We start from the raw sequence: 15,690 nt of genomic DNA, 5'->3' as shown, positions 1-15,690 counted from the left end.
GGGACGCGGCGGGGCCGAGCGCTGTCAGTGCCCTGAAGTAGCCTCCCGGGCATCGCACTTCACCTGGGGGATCGAGAGCATTGGCCATCGTGACTGCTTTTCCGCTGCCGTTTCATGTGTCGCGCACCGTGGAGGTCGCCAAGCCCCGGACCCTTCGGGAGCTGGAGATGATGCGGTGCAGCGCCAGTATCCGGGAGAAGCCCGAGTGGTTCCTCAAGCGGGACGATGCCGCCATCGTCGCCCGGTGGACCCGGGAAGCGACGGCCCAGGGCCTGACCGAGGCGCAGGTGCGGTACGTACTCGACGAACTCGCGCACTACGCCGCCTTGCGGGACGGGCGCACCGGTGTCGAGGTCTCCGGTGTCGACGGGGTGTGGCAGTCGGACGCGCTGATCGACGAGGGGCTGAGGTCCCGGCTGCGGGCGGCGGTCCGGGTGCTGGAGGAGGTCCCGGAGGCGGAGCGGGACTGGCACCCGGGATCGGACGGCCAAGTCCTCGATCTGGTGCATCCCTCGCTGTTCTGCCTGGTGCGTGACGTGAGCGGCGCACCCGAGGAGGCGTGGCGGAACCCGACGGACCGCTATGCGCGGTACGAGTTCTCGGAGAAGTTCCAGTGGCTGCCCACGGATGTGGCGGTCGGGGACGACGGGGAGGCGGTCCTCCGTTCGTACGTCAACAACGTCCACCCCGAGAAGCATCGCGAACTGGCCGCCGTCCTCCCGGAGTTGTTCGGGCGCATACGCCCGCTGTTCGAGAACGTCCTCACCGATCTGAAGCATCCGCGGCCGCTGCGGATCGAGGCCGACCCGCACGGCTGGTACGACGACGAGCCGGAGCACCCCGACCGGTCTTCCTACCCGGACGACGAGGCCTACAACGAAGCCCTCGACGCCTGGGAGAGGGCCGACGAGGACTGGTGGGAGAACCGCCGCCCGGTCATCCCGGACGCCCCGGCCTTCACCCCGCCGCCCAGGCCCGAGGAGCACGCCCGGATCGACCTGCGCGGCCGCCGGCTCCAGGTCATCGTCAAGCTCGCGACCATCCACCTCACCCCGGAGAAGCCCCAGTACGCGGGCGGTTCCTGGCATGTCGAGGGGATGCTGAACGAGCGGATCGTCTCGACCGGCATCTACTACTGGGACAGCGAGAACATCACCGAGAGCCGACTGGGTTTCCGCGCGGCACTCGACGACCCGCGGTACGAGCAGAACGACGACAACGGCCTGCGGGAGGTCTACGGCCTGGAGGACGAGGACGCGCTGAACCAGGTCCTCGGCTCGGCCTCCACCCCGGCGGGCCGCTGCCTCGCCTTCCCCAACATCCTCCAGCACCGCGTCGGTTCGTTCCGCCTCGCCGACCCGACCCGGGCCGGGCACCGCAAGATCCTCGCGTTCTTCCTGGTCGACCCCTCACAGAAGATCGTCTCGACCTCCGATGTGCCGCCGCAGCAGCCCTGGTCCGAGACCTCGACCATGACCCTGGAGGAAGCCGAGGGCTACCGCGAGGAACTGATGCGGGAACGCAAGTTCTTCGTCGACGCGCACAACGAGGAGCTCTACGAACGGGAGTTCTCCCTCTGCGAGCACTGAGGCCCTGCCCTCGCTCCTGCCGCCTCTGCTGCCCCGGATCCAGCGGCCTCGGCACCTTCTCGGCGCGGTTCGAGGAGCCCACCGGGCCCACCCCGAGCGCCTGCCGTGCCCGCCCTCTCGGCCGGGGCGCGGCCCTCGTCCCCGGCTGCTGCGCCTTGCCGTGGGCCGGTGGCCTGCGGCGCCCTCCGGGGACGGAACCCGCTCCCGGGCCGTCCCGGGAGAGGGGGAGGGATCGCGAGTCCCAGGATCGGGAATCCCAGGACTACCGGTCCCGGGGGCCTCAGCCCGTCGTCTTCGCCGGCAGCATCGGGAAGCTGCCGGTGCTGGTGGGGGCGTGCTCGGGCAGATGGAGGACGGCCTCGGCGCCCTCGGCGGGGGCATCGTCGGCCGCGTCCGAGGGCCGGATGTTGCGGAAGGTGAGCCGGGCGCCGAGGACCCGGGCCTGACCGGCGGCGATGGTGAGGCCGAGGCCGTGTCCGCGGCCCGCCCGGTCGCGGCTGCCGGTGCGGAAGCGGCTCGGGCCCTCGGCGAGGAGCTCCTCCGGGAAACCGGGGCCGTGGTCGCGCACCCGCAGGTTCCGCCCGTCGACGGTGACCTCGATGGGGGTGCCGCCGTGCCGGGCGGCGTTGGCGAGCAGATTGCCGAGGATGCGCTCCAGGCGGCGCGGGTCGGTGGTGACCTCGGACTCGCGGGCGACCTGCACGCTCACCCCGGGGCCGAAGGTGCCCGCGCGCCGGGTCACGAACTCGCCGAGCAGGATGTCCTGGAGCTCGGCGCGCTCGGCGGCGCTGTCCAGCCGGGCCACCTCGAGGACGTCCTCGACCAGGGTGCGCAGCGCCTGCGCGCGGTCCTTGACCAGCTCGCTCGGGCGGCCCGGCGGCAGCAGCTCGGCCGCGGTGAGCAGTCCGGTCACCGGGGTGCGCAGCTCGTGCGCGATGTCGGCGGTCACCCGGCGCTCGGCCTCCAGGCGCTGCCGCAGCGCGTCCGCCATGCCGTCCACGGCGCGGGCCAGGTCGTCGGTCTCGTCGCGGACGACGCCGCCGATGGCCTCCCGTACCCGTACGTCGGACTGGCCCTGGGCAACCTCGCGGGCCGCGGTGGCCGCCTTGCGCAGCCGCTTCGAGAGCTGGCCGCCGATCAGCACGCCGAGGGCGCAGCCGCCGAGGACCACCGAGAGGGAGCCGATCCACAGCACCCGGTCGAGGTCGGCGAGGACGGTGGCGTTGCGGTCGTTGAAGCGGCTGTGCAGGGAGAGGACGTGCCCGTCGGCGAGCGGGACCGCGGCCCAGATGTCGGGGGCGCCGGAGCGGGTCGAGGCGACGTAGGTGATCCGCCGCCCGGCCTGGGCGCGCTCGCGCACCATCTTCGGCATCTCGGGGTCGTCGACGTTGGAGCCGAACTGCTCGCGCCCGCTCGCCTCGTAGATCCGCTGCGCGAACTGGACCCGCTCGTCCTGCACATCGCGGGCGTTGTCCAGCATGGAGACCTGGGCGGCGTTGTGCACCACCAGGCTGAGGGCGAGGGCGACCAGCGCGCCGACCAGGGCGATGGCCGCGCTCATCTTCCAGCGCAGCCCGCCGCGCAGCGAGCTGCGGACCCGGGCGGGCAGCAGCCGCCCGCGGAAGTCGCTCATCCCTGCCACCACCCCGTGCCTCGCCCCGCCCCGCTCACGCCCCGGCTTCCCACCCTCGCTCAGCCCCGCAGCTTGTAGCCGAAGCCGCGGACCGTCTCGATGCGGTCCTGGCCGATCTTGGTGCGCAGCCGCTGGACGTGCACGTCCACGACCCGGGTGTCGCCGCCCCAGCCGTACTCCCAGACCCGCTCCAGGAGCTTGTCACGGGACAGCACGGTGCCCGGCACCCGGGAGAACTCCAGGAGCAGCCGCATCTCGGTCGGGGTCAGCGAGAGCAGTTCGCCCGCGCGGCGGACCTCCATGCCCTCGGTGTCGATCTCCAGCTCCCCGAAGTGCAGGGTGCTCTCCTCGGTCAGCGGCGCCTCGGCCCGCTCCGGCTCCTTGGCCGCCGCCCCGCTCGCGTGCCCGAAGCGCCGCAGCACCGCGCGGATGCGGGCCACCAGGACGGCACCCTCGAAGGGCTTGGTGACGTAGTCGTCGGCGCCCGCCTCCAGGCCGAGCACCACGTCGATGGAGTCGGCGCGGGCGGAGAGCATGATCACCGGCACCGTGGACTCGTCGCGGATGCGGCGGCACAGGCTGACCCCGTCCAGTCCCGGCACCATCACGTCGAGCAGCGCGATGTCGGGCCGTACGGAACGGAAGGACTCCAGGCCGCTGAGCCCGTCGGCCACCGCGGTGACGGTGAAGCCGTCGCGCTCCAGGGCGAGCTGGGTCGCCTCCCGGATGACGTCGTCGTCCTCGACGAACAGGACGTGGGTCTGCTGGTTCATCGCTCGCTGCCGCTCCCGCTTCCTCGGCTCTGGCTCTCTGCTCTTCGGCTCTTCAGCTCTGCGAGGGCGGGCTCTGCCCGTCGCCGACGGCGTTGCTGTAGTCGTTGTGGGTGCGGTTCTGCTCGGTGAAGCGGCCGCCCACCCACCGGTAGGTGATGACATCCTCGCCGGAGGGGGAGGCGATGGGGTCGTCCTGTCCGTAGAACTGCCGGGTGACCACCAGGTCCCCGCGGTCGATCTCGGAGTACACCGGCGGTTCCTCGGAGCCGAAGACATGCACCCAGGAGCCGCCCGTGTACCGGTAGACGAAGGTGCCGATGCCGACCGCGTCCGCGCAGGTCATCACGTTGACCAGGACATCGCTTGTGGTGCCGCCGGTGAGGTCGCCGTAGCTGACGTCGACCGGGTAGCGCCTGCCGCCGCAGGGGGTGAGGTTCTCCCGGATGTCCGGGCCGACCTTCGGATCCTGGCGCAGCAGGCTCACCGCGTCGACCTTGCTGCCCGGGCTGGGCGCCGGGCTCGGCCGGGACACCGGCTCCGAGGTGCGCCCCGGGCCCTCGTCGCGCACCCCCGTGCCGTTGGTCCCGCAGGCAGTCGCCAGGACGCCGAGAGCGGCGAGCACGACTCCCGCCGCACTCGCCGCCGCCGAACTCCGTACTAGGCCGCGCACCGACTTGGCTCTCCGTTCATCTGGTCCCCGCCGTCCCGCTCGTCCCGTCCGCCCTGCTCGGCGGCGGTCTCCCGGGAGCGGTCGCCGTGACCGTCCCGAGGGCCCGGCACCGCGTTCTCCCGGCGCTCCAGCTCCTCGCGCAGCCGCGCCAGGGCCCGGTGCAGCGTGCTCTTGACGGTGCCGGTGGACATGCCGAGCGCGGCGGCGGTCTCCTCGGTGGACATCTGCTCCCAGTGTCGCAGCACCACGACACTGCGCTGCTTCGGTGCCAGGACCGCCATGATGTCCCGCAGCAGCTCCCGGTCGGCCTGCTGCTCGGTGGTGTCCTCGACGCTGGACTCCGGCAGCTGCTCGGTCGGTATCTCCTCCAGTTTGCGGGCGCGCCACCACTCGGTCCGGGTGTTGATCATGACCCGGCGCAGATAGGCGTCGGCCAGCCGCTTGTCGGCGATGCCGTCCCAGCGGCCGTAGGTCCGCACCAGCGCGGTCTGCAGGAGGTCCTGCGCCTCCACGGGATCGGGGACAAGCCGCCGGGCACTGCGCAGCAGGGCGTCCTGCCGCGTGCGGACGTACTCCTCGAAGTCGAGCACCTCTGCCTGTGCCACTGCTACCGCCTCCGGTCCCCGTGTGCCAGTTCCCTCGTACCTCTGCGGTACGGGAAGGACGCTACGGAGGCGTTGTCACGGCGCGGTGCGGACCAGCGCGCGAGGGGCGCACGAGCAGCCGTCGGTTGTGTAACAGCGGCTCGTGCGCCCCTCGATAGGCGCTGCGGTCAGGGCTTTTGTCCGGAAGGGGGGCCTGCGGGCAGTCGGTAGAGGCCGCCGGGCAGCGGCTCGACCAGGCCGTCCGAGACCAGGCCGTCCAGGGCGCGCGCCCGCTGGATCCGGTCGTCCCAGACGCGTTCGAGGGCGGCCCGCGGCACCGGCCCCGGGGACTCCCGCAGCACGGCGAGCAGCTTGCCCCGCACCTGCCGGTCGGTGCCCGCGTACGACTGGGCCCGGCGCGCCGGCCCCACGTGCTCGGGCTTGCCCGCGAGGCGCCAGGCGCACTGCTCGGAGATCGGGCAGGCGCCGCAGTTCTCGTTGCGCGCCGTGCACAGCACCGCGCCGAGTTCCATGGAGGCGGCGGCCCAGCGGGCGGCGGTCCGCTCCTCCTCGGGCAGCAGGGCGCGGGCGAGCTTGCGTTCGGCGGCGGTGGTCGCGTTCGGCGGGTACTGGGTGCCGGTCACCGCCCGGGCGAAGACCCGGCGCACATTGGTGTCCAGGACGGCATGCCGCTGCCCGTAGGCGAAGGAGGCGACCGCCGCGGCGGTGTACTCCCCGATCCCGGGCAGGGCGAGCAGCTGGGCGTGCTGGGCGGGTACGTCCCCGCCGTGGCGTTCCGTTATGGCGAGCGCGGCACCGTGCAGCCGCAGGGCGCGGCGCGGGTAGCCGAGCCGGCCCCAGGCGCGCACGGCCTCGCCGGGCGCCTCCTCGGCCAGGTCGGCGGGGCGCGGCCAGCGGGCCATCCACTGCTCGTAGACGGGCAGCACCCTGGCGACGGGGGTCTGCTGCAGCATGAACTCGCTGACCATCACGCCCCAGGCGCCCGCCTCGGGGCGCCGCCACGGCAGGTCGCGGGCGTGGTCCTCGAACCAGGTGATCACCGGCTCGTGGAGGGCGCTGTGCGCGCTGGGTGTATCGGCGGCTGTGCTCTGCATGGGCTTCGTTGGCGCAGTCATGGCACGTCCGATCCTGCCACGCCCCCGCCCGCACACCGCAGACGCGTGGCCGCACGGGCGCGGCACGACACCCGGGAAGAGCAGTGGGGGGTGGAGCGGGGGAAGCGGTGCGGGAGGGGTGGGAACGCGGGGGTGGGGCCCCTCCGGGAGGGGCGGGGTCGGTCTCGTACGGGGGGGGGGGGGGACGGTTTCGTACGAGGTGGGGGGACGGTCCTGTACGAGGTGGGCGGGTGGCCGGGTGCGTGCTGTCGCGCGGGCGGGGATGGGCCGCGGGCGGCAGTCGTGGGCTCTCAAGTGGCTTGGCGCGCAGGTGAGTTCAGGGGGCTTGGGGCGCGGGAGAGGTGAGTACGGAGAGTGAGGGGAGGCCTGCTGATCGTGAGACGTATGCCTCAACTCCCGTTCTGCTGACCGATGATCCGGAAAATCGGGGCCCCAGGCGGCGGGTGGGGCAGGACAACTCCCCGTTCTCTCGTAGAGTTTGGGCGTGGGATCAATGCGCAATCCTGTCGGGCCGCTCCCCTCCTCCATCTACTGGCGGCGGAGGGCCGTTCTGCTGGCCCTGGTCGCGGTGCTGGCCCTCGTGGTGATCTGGGCGGTCACCGCGGGCGGCGGAGGCGGCGAGGACAAGGGCGCGGACAGCCCCGGCAAGGGCAGCGGCCCGGCGAGTTCGATCACGCCGGGGCCCTCCGGCTCCGGACCCGCGATCAGTGAACACCCGGGCGGGCGCGACGAGTCGGACACCGGCGGCAGCGGCGGCGAGGACGGCGGGGGCTCCGGCGGCGGTGACGAGAACGGCGCGGGCGGCTCCGGCGGCGACGACGGCAAGGGCGGCGCGGGTGGCGCGGGCGGCGGCGCGGGCGACAAGCTTCCGGCGGGCAGCAGCCTCCCCGCCTGCACCGAGGGCTCGGTGACCCTGAAGCTGCGCAGCGTCCGCAACCGCTACGCGCCCGGTCAGACCCCCGAGCTGGTGCTCACCGCCAAGAACACGGCCGGCAAGGAGTGCAAGGCCGACCTCGGCGACAAGAAGACCGTGCTGACCATCACCAAGGCGGACGGCGACGTCGAGATCTGGTCCTCCGAGGACTGCCCCAGGAGCGAGGCCAGCTATCCGGTACGGGTCCCCGCCGAGGGGAGCGCGACCCGTACCGTGCGCTGGGACCGCAAGCCGAGCGCCCCCGAGTGCGCCACCCCCGAAGAGGACTCCGCGGCCCCCGGCACCTATCTGGCGGAGGCGAAGGGCCCCGGCGGCAAGAAGGCCCAGGCCTCCTTCGTCCTCGCCGCCGACTGAGGCGCGAGCCGCCTTCGTACCGGCCGCGGGCTGGTGGTGGGCGGGTGGACTGCTGGGCGGCGGACCGCTGGTGGCGGACTGCTGAGCGGCGAACTGCTGGGCAGCTGACTGCTGAGTGAGGCGCGGGGCTCCCTCGTGCCGTCCCGCCGCCGACCGAGCCGGCGCCGGGGGAGGGCGCGGGGACTGCGGTGCGCGTCCGCCCCCGCTGCAACCGCGCTCCCGCACCGCGCGTCACCCCCTGGTGAGCAGGGCGCCTCAGGGGAGGGGCCCGGATCGGCGGAGGGGACCGTTCATGGCCGTCCACGGCAGTCGTTATCTGTACCTCGCGCGGCACGGGGAGGCGCAGTCCGACGACGGAGGCCTGACCGGGAACGGCCGCCGCCAGGCGGAACTGCTCGGCGAGCGGCTGCGCCACGTGCCGCTCACGGCCGTCCACCACGGGCCGCTGCCCCGCGCCGCGCAGACCGCCGCGCTCGCCGCCGCCCGGCTGGACGGCGTACCGCTGCGGGAGTCCGAGGCCGCCGGGGACTACGTGCCGTACGTGCCGGAGGCCGCCGAACTGCCCGAGGACAGCGCCGAGCGGCTCCTCGACTTCCTCTCGGCGACCACCGAGGAGGAGCGCGTCGAGGGGGCCGCGCTCGCCCGCCGGGCCCTGGACCGGTTCACCGGACCCGCCCCGGGCGAGGCGAGCGTGCACGAACTCGTCGTCACCCACAACTTCCTGCTCGGCTGGCTGGTCCGCGAGGCGCTCTCGGCCCCGGCCTGGCGCTGGCTCGGCCTCAACCACGCCAACGCGGCGCTCACGGTGATCCGCTACACCCCCGGCCGCCCCACCGCCCTGCTCGTCCAGAACGACATGAGCCATCTGCCGGCCGAACTGCGCTGGACGGGACTGCCGGTTGAGCCGCATCACCTCTGAGGGGGCGGTACGCGGGCTCGGGTGCGCGGGTGCGCGGGCGGGCCGGGTGTGCGGTCAGCGGGTGCGCGGGCTGGGTGCGGGCCGGGGCGTCGCGTGGGTTTGCCCGGCACCGGGTGGCGTGGAACCCTCCGCTGGCATGGACGAAGAGACCCTGCTCGCGCGTTCGGGCGGCCCCGTCACCCGCGGTCGGCTGCGCGATGACCTGGCCCGGTTGGGGATCGCCGCGGGCGACCTCGTGATGTTCCATACGCGGCTCTCCGCCCTCGGCTGGGTCGCCGGGGGCGCCCGTACCGTCGTCGAGGCGCTGCGGGACGCGGTGGGTGAGACCGGCACCCTGATGGTCACCTGCGGCTGGAACGACGCGCCGCCCTACGGATTCACCGACTGGCCGCCGGAGTGGCAGGCGGCTCTGCGAGCCGAACACCCCGCGTACGACCCGGAGTTGAGCGAGGCCGACCACGAGAACGGCCGACTGCCCGAGGTGCTGCGGCGCTGGCCGGGCGCGGTGCGCAGCCGCCATCCCGATGTGAGCTTCGCGGCGCTCGGCCCGCTGGCCGGGCCGCTGACGGAGGACCACCCCTGGGATGATCCGCACGGTCCCGGCAGCCCGCTGGCCCGGCTGGTGGCACACCGTGGCCGGGTGCTGCTCCTCGGCGCCCCGCTGGACACGCTCACCCTGCTGCACCACGCGGAGGCGCTGGCCGAGGCGCCCGGGAAACGGTTCGTGGAGTACGAGCAGCCCGTCCGCGACGAGCACGGGCAACGCGTCTGGCGCCGCTTCCGCGACATCGACTCCGAGCACGGTGCCTTCGACTACTCCGCCCTGGTGGCCGAGGGGGAGGAGGCGTTCGAGGTGCTGGCCCGGGACGCGCTGGCGGCGGGGCTCGGGAGGCGGGGGGTGGTGGGCGCTGCCGAGAGCTATCTCTTCGAGGCGGCTGAGGTGGTGCGGTTCGGGGTGGAGTGGATCGAGCGGGGGGTGGGGCCTTGGGGGGGGCACGTTCCCGGTGAGGTGAGGTGAGGTGAGGTGAGGTGAGGTGAGCGGTGGCGGTGGCTGTGGCGGTGGCTGAGGGGTGACGGGGTGGTGGGCGGCGGGGTGACAGGTAACAACTGACAGATGACAGATGACAGATGACGGATAGTGATATCTGTCATCCGCCATCTGTCACCCCAACTGTGTCATCCGCAGGATGCCTTTGCCCGCCTGCCCGCCTGCCCGCCTGCCCGCCTGCCCGCCTGCCCGCCTGCCCGCCTGCCCGCCTGCCCGCCTGCCCGCCTGCCCGCCTGCCTGCCCGCCCTGTCCCCCTGTCCGCCTGCCTGTCCGCCTCCCCTCCGTGACCCTGCCTCCGCGACCCTGCCTCCGTGACCCTGCCTCCCGTCTCGCCCTCCCCTCCCCTCTCCTCCCCCTTCCCCTTCCCCTCCCCGGGATCTTTGTCCTCCCAGGAGAAAAAGTCGGAGCGATTTCTGCACGACTTCTTCCCAGGCGGGTGTGCCGTTGCTACGTTCCCCGTGAAATCCCGGCGCGCGCCCGCTACTCGGCGGGTCGGGCACCGGCCGCGTACCGGCGGCCGGGTGTCCGGCGTCCCGGCGTCACCGTGACCGGGTTTCCCCGTGCCCTGGGCCTTGGGGAGGGAGGGGCAGCGTGAGGCGCATGACGGCTCGGCCTGCGAACGCGCATCAGGCGCGGCTCCTGCGACTGCTGCGGGATGGCGGTCCGACATCCCGGGCCCGCCTGGGCGACGAGGTGGAACTCTCCCGTTCCAAGCTCGCCGTCGAGGTGGACCGGCTCCTGGAGACCGGTCTGGTGGTGGCCGACGGGCTCGCCGCCTCCCGGGGCGGGCGCCGTTCGCACAACGTCCGGCTCTCACCCGGCCTGCGCTTCCTCGGCATCGACATCGGCGCGACCTCGGTCAACGTCGCCGTCACCGGTCCCGAGCTGGAGATCCTCGGCCACCTCAACCAGCCGATGGACGTACGCGAGGGCCCGGTCGCGGTCTTCGAGCAGGTCCTCGCCATGGTGGCCAAGCTCAAGCACGACGGTCTCGCCGAGGGCTTCGACGGCGCGGGTATCGGCGTGCCGGGGCCGGTCCGCTTCCCCGAGGGGGTCCCGGTGGCGCCGCCGATCATGCCGGGCTGGGACGGCTTCCCGGTACGGGAGGCGCTCAGCCAGGAGCTCGGCTGCCCGGTCCTGGTCGACAACGACGTGAACCTGATGGCGCTCGGCGAGCAGCAGGCCGGAGTCGCGCGCAGCGTACGGGACTTCTTCTGCGTGAAGATCGGTACCGGTATCGGCTGCGGCATCGTCGTCGGCGGCGAGGTCCACCGCGGCACGACGGGCAGCGCGGGCGACATCGGGCACATCCAGGCGGAGCCCGAGGGACGCCCGTGCGCCTGCGGCAACCGCGGCTGCCTGGAGGCCTACTTCGGTGGCGCGGCACTCGCCCGGGACGCCGAAGCGGCCGCCCGGGACGGGAGTTCGCCGGAACTGGCCGCGCGGCTCGCCGTCGCGGGCAGGCTGAGCGGCCCGGACGTGGCCGCCGCCGCGGCGGCCGGGGACGCCGCCGCGCTCGGCCTGATCCGCGACGGCGGCACCCGTACGGGGCAGGTCATCGCCGGACTCGTCAGCTTCTTCAACCCCGGGCTCGTGGTGATCGGGGGCGGGGTGACCGGCCTCGGCCACACCCTGCTCGCCAGCATCCGCACCCAGGTCTACCGCCAGTCGCTGCCGCTCGCGACCGGCAATCTCCCGCTGGTCCTGGGCGAGTTGGGCCAGCTCGCCGGGGTCACCGGCGCCACCCGCCTGATCAGCGACCACCTCTTCTCCCCGGCCTGAGCCACCCCGGCCGACCCGCACCGAGCACGGCCGCACCACCCGCACCGAGCGCAGCCGCACCACCCGCACCGAGCACGGCCGCACGTCCAGCAGAGCCGCAGTCCAAGCACGGCCGCACCACTCGCCCGGCAGCACCACCCGCACGCCCGCACCACGCCACCCGCGTCACGCCCCACCGCACACCGACGGACCTCCCGGCCGCCCCGGGACGGCCCCGTACGCCCCGACGCGGCTGGCATCCCCGTACGACCCGCACCCGCACCCGCACCACCCGCACCCGCACGCCGCACGGCACCTCGCCCCCGCACCCGTACTCGCTCTTGCTTTCCGCACCCCGCACCCCGCACCCGCCCCGGCTCCCGACGGAGGACGGCCATGGCAGCAGTACCCCTGCTCACGATGTCCGGCATCACCAAGTCCTTCCCCGGCGTGCGCGCGCTCGACGGGGTGGACCTCGATGTCGAGGCCGGGGAGGTGCACTGCCTGCTCGGGCAGAACGGTGCGGGCAAGTCGACGCTGATCAAGGTGCTCGCCGGGGCGCACCAGCCGGACGAGGGGCGGATCAGCTGGGAGGGCAGGGAGGTACGGCTCGGCAGTCCGGTGGCCGCGATGCGGCTCGGCATCGCCACCATCTACCAGGAACTCGACCTGGTGGAGCACCTGTCCGTCACCGAGAACGTCTTCCTCGGGCACGAGGTGGCCACCCGCGGCTTCCTGCGGGTGCGTACCGCCCGCGAACGCGCCGCCGCCCTGCTGCGCCGCCTCGGCCACCCGGAGATCGACCCGCGCACCCTGGTCGGCGCGCTGTCCGCGGCCGGGCAGCAGATCGTCTCGATGGCCCGGGCGCTCTCCCACGAGGTGCGGCTGATCGTGATGGACGAGCCCTCGGCGGCGCTCGACCCGGACGAGGTCGGCAACCTCTTCCGCATCGTCACCGATCTGACCGCCCAGGGCGTGGCCGTCGTCTACATCTCGCACCGCCTGGAGGAGATCCGGCGGATCGGCGACCGCGTCTCGGTCCTCAAGGACGGCCGGGTCGCCGCCCGCGGCCTCCCGGCCCGCACCACCGCCACCCGCGAGGTGGTCTCCCTGATGACCGGCCGCGAGATCGCCTACGTCTTCCCGCCCCGCCCCGCCAGGCCGTACGGCACCCCGGCCCGTACCGGGGACGAGGCGGCGACGGACCGGCACTCCGGGACCACCGGACCGGGGGAGTCCGGCTCCGGTGACGCCCACTCCTGGGACCCGTGGTCCAAGGACCCCCGCTCCAAGGACCCGTACTCCAAGACCGCCGCATCCCAGGACTCCGCACCCCAGGACCGCGTATCCGAGGACCACCGATCCCAGGACCGCCCCTCCGCCGCCCACGCACCCCAGGACCACGAACCCCACCCTCCCGCCCCCCGCTCAGGCCCCACCGTCCCACCCCCCCTCACCCCAGCCCTCCTCAGCCTTCAATCCCTCACCCGCAAGGGCGAGTTCGCCCCCCTCGACCTCGATGTGCACCCGGGGGAGATCGTCGGCCTCGCGGGTCTGGTCGGGTCCGGGCGGTCGGAGATCCTGGAGACCGTGGCGGGCGCGCGGCGGCCGAGCGGGGGACGGGTCCTGGTCGACGGGAAGCCGCTGCGCCCCGGTTCGGTGCCCGCGGCGGTGCGGGCCGGGATCGGTCTCGCGCCCGAGGAGCGCAAGGCGCAGGCGCTGCTGATGCTGGAGCCGGTCAGCAGCAATGTCTCGCTCTCCTCGCTCGGCCGCTTCTCCACCGGCGGCTGGCTCGACGGGCGCCGGGAACGCGCCGCCGCCCTCGCCGGCACCCGGGACCTCTCGCTCTCCCCGGCCGACCCGGACCGCCCGGTGCGCACCCTGTCCGGCGGCAACCAGCAGAAGGTCGTCCTCGCCCGCTGGCTGCTGCGCGAGTGCCGGGTGCTGCTGCTCGACGAACCCACCCGGGGCGTGGACGTCGGCGCCCGCTCCGAGCTGTACGCCCTGATCCGCCGCCTCGCGGACGAGGGGCTCGCCGTCCTCCTGGTCTCCAGCGAGGTGCCCGAGGTGCTGGGCCTCGCCGACCGCGTCCTGGTGCTCCGGGAGGGCGTGGTGGTGCACCGCGCACCGGCCACCGAACTCGACGAGCACCGCGTACTCGACCTCGTCATGGAAGGAGCACCCTCGTGCTGACTGCCGCGACCGACCCGGGCGCGGGCTCCCTGCCGCCCACCAAGTCCCCTGCCCGCAGGGCGGTTTCACGGATCGACCTGCGGCACCTCTCGCTGCTCGCGGTGCTCGGCGCGCTGGTGGTCGTCGGCGCCCTCACCAAGCCGAGCGAGTTCCTGAGCACCGACAATCTGCAGCTGATCCTGACGCAGGCCTCGGTGATCGGCGTGGTCACCGTCGGCGTCACCTTCGTCATCATCGGCGGCGGCATCGACCTCTCGGTGGGCGCGATCGTCGCCCTCGCCTCGGTGTGGGCCACCACGGTCGCCACCCAGGAGTACGGGCTGCCCGGCATCCTCTTCTGCGCTCTTCTGGTCGGCCTCGGCTGCGGGCTCGTCAACGGGCTCCTGGTGGCGTACGGGCCGATGGTGCCGTTCATCGCCACCCTCGCGATGCTGGCCTCGGCGCGCGGGCTCGCGCTCCAGATCAGCGACGGGCGCACCCAGGTGGTGACCGTCGAGTCCGTCCTCGACCTGGGCCTGCCCGACGCCTATGTGCTCGGCATCCCGCCACTGGTGCTGATCTTCGCGGCGGTCTCGGTGCTGGGCTGGCTGGTCCTCGGGCGCACCACCTTCGGGCGCCGCACGGTCGCCATCGGCGGCAATCCGGAGGCCTCCCGGCTCGCGGGCATCGCGGTCAAGCGGCAGCGGCTGCTGCTCTACCTGCTCTCCGGACTGTGCTGCGGGATCGCCGCCTTCATGCTCGTCGTGCTCACCGGCTCCGGCCAGAACACCAACGGCAACCTCTACGAACTCGACGCCATCGCCGCCGCGATCATCGGCGGCACCCTGCTCAGCGGCGGGCGCGGCACCATCACCGGCTCCGTCCTCGGCGTCCTGGTCTTCACCACCATCACCAACCTCTTCGCGCTCAACAACCTGCAGAGCGACGTCCAGCAGATCGCCAAGGGAGCGATCATCGTCGCTGCCGTCCTGGTCCAGAAGGGTCGTACCAGCTCATGAGAGAACTCCGGCGCACCGGCGGCAGCCCCGAACAGCCGCCCGCCACAGGGCAGTTCGCCAGCCGCCGCAATCTGCTCCTCGGCACCGCGGCGGCCGGTGCCGCCCTGCTCGCCACCGGCTGCACCAGCAACGAGACCAAGGACGAGTCCGACTCCGGCAAGCAGCCCGCGGGCGCGCCCGGCGACAAGCCCGGCAAGAAGGTCACCATCGGCTTCGCCGGTCCGCAGGCCGACCACGGCTGGCTCAACGCCATCAACGAGGAGGGCAGGCGCCGCGCGAAGGCCTACGAGGACGTCACCCTGGTCAGCACCGAGGGCTCCAACGACACCGCGCAGCAGATCGGCCAGATCGAGACCCTGATCAACAAGAAGGTCGACGTCCTGGTGATCCTGCCCGCCGACGGCAAGGCGCTGACCGGCGTCGGCCTCAAGGCGATGCGGGCCGGGATCCCGGTGGTCAACCTGGACCGGATCTTCAACTCCCCCCAGGCGTACCGCTGCTGGATCGGCGGCGACAACTACGGGATGGGTCTGAACGCGGGCCGCTACATCGGTGAGCGGCTCAAGGGCAAGAAGAACGCGAAGGTCGTCGAACTCGCCGGGATGGACAGCCTGGAGCTGACCCAGGAGCGCACCCGGGGCTTCGACGACGCCCTGAAGAACTACCCGAACATCCGCAAGGTGGCCCGCCAGGCCGCCGAGTTCACCGTCGAGTCCGGGCAGAAGAAGATGGCCGAACTCCTCCAGGCGCAGCCGAAGTTCGACGCCCTGTGGAACCACGACGACGACCAGGGCGTGGGCGCCGAGCGCGCCATCAAGCAGGCCGGGCGGGACGAGTTCGTGATGGTCGGCGGCGCGGGTTCGCGGCACTCGATGGATGTCATCAAGGCCGACAACACCGTCCTCAAGGCGACCGTGCTCTACCCGCCGACCATGGCGGCCTCCGCGATCGACCTGGCCCGCGCCCTCGGCCAGGGCAAGGGCGTCGGCGGCCTCGCCGAGCAGGAGATCCCCGCCTCGCTCACCCTCTACTCGGCCGTGGTGACCAAGGAGAACGTCGACCAGTACCTCCCGACCGGCTTCAACTGACCTGCCGGGC

At 73.1% G+C, this 15,690-nt stretch carries 13 protein-coding genes; 8 read left to right on the top strand and 5 right to left on the bottom strand.

What is annotated here, in order from left to right; all coding sequences use genetic code 11:
• Positions 1-89 precede the first annotated feature (89 nt).
• The gene (locus MID12_RS12360) at positions 90-1,589 is read left to right on the top strand and encodes a DUF4246 domain-containing protein (RefSeq protein WP_411576946.1); all 1,500 of its coding nucleotides are present in this window, start codon (positions 90-92) and stop codon (positions 1,587-1,589) included.
• Between the two features lie 280 nt (positions 1,590-1,869).
• Here the strand turns inward: MID12_RS12360 and cseC are convergent, their stop codons facing one another.
• The 5 genes from cseC to MID12_RS12330 form a co-directional block, all read right to left on the bottom strand.
• Positions 1,870-3,222, bottom strand: coding sequence for a two-component system sensor histidine kinase CseC (cseC, locus tag MID12_RS12350; protein ID WP_263166951.1), 1,353 nt, complete (start codon positions 3,220-3,222; stop codon positions 1,870-1,872).
• A gap of 59 nt (positions 3,223-3,281) precedes the next feature.
• Positions 3,282-3,995, bottom strand: a complete 714-nt coding sequence (gene cseB / locus MID12_RS12345) for a two-component system response regulator CseB (RefSeq protein WP_040249926.1) — start codon at positions 3,993-3,995, stop codon at positions 3,282-3,284.
• A 52-nt stretch (positions 3,996-4,047) separates the two neighbouring features.
• Positions 4,048-4,617 carry a lipoprotein CseA gene (locus MID12_RS12340; RefSeq protein WP_040249924.1) on the bottom strand — a complete coding sequence of 190 codons (570 nt, stop codon included), beginning with the start codon at positions 4,615-4,617 and terminating at the stop codon, positions 4,048-4,050.
• Between the two features lie 35 nt (positions 4,618-4,652).
• Complete coding sequence (locus MID12_RS12335) at positions 4,653-5,270, bottom strand: SigE family RNA polymerase sigma factor (protein ID WP_040249920.1); 618 nt, start codon at positions 5,268-5,270, stop codon at positions 4,653-4,655.
• Between the two features lie 167 nt (positions 5,271-5,437).
• Positions 5,438-6,385 (bottom strand): A/G-specific adenine glycosylase, encoded by a 948-nt coding sequence (locus MID12_RS12330; RefSeq protein WP_317633375.1) that lies wholly within the window; start codon positions 6,383-6,385, stop codon positions 5,438-5,440.
• Between the two features lie 484 nt (positions 6,386-6,869).
• Here MID12_RS12330 and MID12_RS12325 point away from each other — a divergent pair, with 484 nt between their 5' ends.
• From MID12_RS12325 to MID12_RS12295, 7 genes are all read left to right on the top strand, one after another.
• Positions 6,870-7,673 (top strand): hypothetical protein, encoded by an 804-nt coding sequence (locus MID12_RS12325; RefSeq protein WP_263166943.1) that lies wholly within the window; start codon positions 6,870-6,872, stop codon positions 7,671-7,673.
• A gap of 292 nt (positions 7,674-7,965) precedes the next feature.
• A complete protein-coding gene (locus MID12_RS12320; RefSeq protein ID WP_263166939.1) occupies positions 7,966-8,592 on the top strand; it encodes a histidine phosphatase family protein in 627 nt (208 codons plus the stop codon).
• Positions 8,593-8,728: 136 nt separating this feature from the next.
• Positions 8,729-9,610 carry an aminoglycoside 3-N-acetyltransferase gene (aac(3), locus tag MID12_RS12315; RefSeq protein ID WP_263166937.1) on the top strand — a complete coding sequence of 294 codons (882 nt, stop codon included), beginning with the start codon at positions 8,729-8,731 and terminating at the stop codon, positions 9,608-9,610.
• Between the two features lie 630 nt (positions 9,611-10,240).
• Positions 10,241-11,422: an ROK family transcriptional regulator gene (locus tag MID12_RS12310; protein ID WP_040249903.1), complete on the top strand. Its 1,182-nt coding sequence runs from the start codon at positions 10,241-10,243 to the stop codon at positions 11,420-11,422.
• Positions 11,423-11,821: 399 nt separating this feature from the next.
• On the top strand, positions 11,822-13,594 hold the full coding sequence (locus MID12_RS12305; RefSeq protein WP_263173104.1) for a sugar ABC transporter ATP-binding protein: 1,773 nt from the start codon (positions 11,822-11,824) through the stop codon (positions 13,592-13,594).
• 29 nt (positions 13,595-13,623) lie between these two features.
• Positions 13,624-14,592, top strand: a complete 969-nt coding sequence (locus MID12_RS12300; protein WP_237283062.1) for an ABC transporter permease — start codon at positions 13,624-13,626, stop codon at positions 14,590-14,592.
• Entirely contained in the window at positions 14,589-15,680 is a 1,092-nt protein-coding gene (locus MID12_RS12295) for a substrate-binding domain-containing protein (protein ID WP_040249902.1), read from the top strand. Before MID12_RS12300 ends, MID12_RS12295 begins: the two co-directional genes overlap by 4 nt.
• Positions 15,681-15,690 lie beyond the last annotated feature (10 nt).

It is taken from the genome of Streptomyces sp. SCSIO ZS0520, from assembly GCF_025643355.1.
GTDB classification, from domain to species: domain Bacteria; phylum Actinomycetota; class Actinomycetes; order Streptomycetales; family Streptomycetaceae; genus Streptomyces; species Streptomyces physcomitrii.
Note: the sequence above shows the minus strand (reverse complement) of the source record. Positions and strands in the feature narration are given on the sequence as shown.

Excerpts from the sequence above, each read along its gene's own strand:
- cseC (WP_263166951.1), bottom strand. The coding sequence starts at position 3,222 with ATGAGCGACTTCCGCGGGCGGCTGCTGCCCGCCCGGGTCCGCAGCTCG.
- cseB (WP_040249926.1), bottom strand. The coding sequence starts at position 3,995 with ATGAACCAGCAGACCCACGTCCTGTTCGTCGAGGACGACGACGTCATC.
- MID12_RS12330 (WP_317633375.1), bottom strand. The coding sequence starts at position 6,385 with ATGACTGCGCCAACGAAGCCCATGCAGAGCACAGCCGCCGATACACCC.
- MID12_RS12320 (WP_263166939.1), top strand. The coding sequence starts at position 7,966 with ATGGCCGTCCACGGCAGTCGTTATCTGTACCTCGCGCGGCACGGGGAG.
- MID12_RS12310 (WP_040249903.1), top strand. The coding sequence starts at position 10,241 with ATGACGGCTCGGCCTGCGAACGCGCATCAGGCGCGGCTCCTGCGACTG.
- MID12_RS12305 (WP_263173104.1), top strand. The coding sequence starts at position 11,822 with ATGTCCGGCATCACCAAGTCCTTCCCCGGCGTGCGCGCGCTCGACGGG.
- MID12_RS12295 (WP_040249902.1), top strand. The coding sequence starts at position 14,589 with ATGAGAGAACTCCGGCGCACCGGCGGCAGCCCCGAACAGCCGCCCGCC.